The sequence below is a fragment of the Lysobacter cavernae genome (assembly GCF_042648505.1).
Classification (GTDB): Bacteria; Pseudomonadota; Gammaproteobacteria; order Xanthomonadales; family Xanthomonadaceae; genus Lysobacter_L; species Lysobacter_L cavernae.
On sequence record NZ_JBHRXK010000028.1, the window covers coordinates 1 to 1,019 of the forward strand.

Below are 1,019 nucleotides of genomic sequence, written 5' to 3' on the forward strand. Positions count from 1 at the left end.
GGTTACGGCGAGAGCCGTCCGCTGGAGCCGACCGAGCAGACCTTCCCGGCCTGCAAGAGCGAGAAGAACCGCCGCACCGAGCTGAACGTGCAGAACTGAGCACCTCAGTAACTGCGGTACGCGAAGCCCGGCCATGTGCCGGGCTTCGTTTCATGGTCATGCCTGCAGCAGATTGTTAGATCGCTGTTAACACGGCTTTCACATCGGCAAACCTACCCTGCACCGCGATGGCGTCGTCTGGCGGCCGTCCAGGTAGGAACTTCGCAGACGCGATTTCAAAATTTTGATCAAGGAGATGAACATGAACAAGAAACTCCTCTGCGCCGCCCTTCTGGCCGGTGTGGGCTTGGCTCAGGCCGCCAATGCACAGGACTTTGACGACCGCTGGTATTTGACCGGCTCGGCCGGCTTCAACATCCAGGACAACGACCGCGGCACGCGCAACGCGCCGTTCGTCGGCCTGGGCGTCGGCAAGTTCCTCAACCCGAACTGGTCGCTCGACGGTGAGCTGAATTACCAGAATCCGGAAATGGACGATAACCAGGACCTCAACTGGAGCCAGTACGGCATCTCGTTCGATGCCCGTCGCTTTTTCAATGCCGAAGGTCGCAACTGGGCGCCGTACATCCTGATGGGGCTGGGCTACCAGCGCTCCGAGCAGGAGTTCGACAACTTCCCGAGCCCGAACTCGCCGGGTGAGCGCAAGGACGGCAACCTGGCTGCCAAGCTGGGCGTCGGCATCCAGAGCGCACTGGCCGGCAAGCGTGCCGCCATCCGTACCGAGCTGGCTTACCGCGCCGACTTCGATGACGGCGATTTCGGCTCCGGCTCGGGTGGCGCGGCCCTGGAAGGCGATGACTGGTACGGCGACATCCTCGCCTCGGTCGGCATCGTGATCCCGCTGGGTGCGCCGGCCGTGGCCGCCGTGCCGGCGCCGGTGGCCCCGGCGTGCGCGGACCTGGACGACGACGGTGACGGCGTCAACAACTGCGACGACAAGTGCCCGGGCTCGCAGGCCG

The 1,019-nt window shown here is 64.2% G+C and carries 1 protein-coding gene; it reads left to right on the plus strand.

Annotation, left to right across the window (positions count from 1 at the left end):
* Positions 1-301: 301 nt before the first annotated feature.
* On the plus strand, positions 302-1,019 hold a 718-nt coding region (locus ACFOLC_RS16110), incomplete at its 3' end, for a porin family protein (protein WP_386760284.1).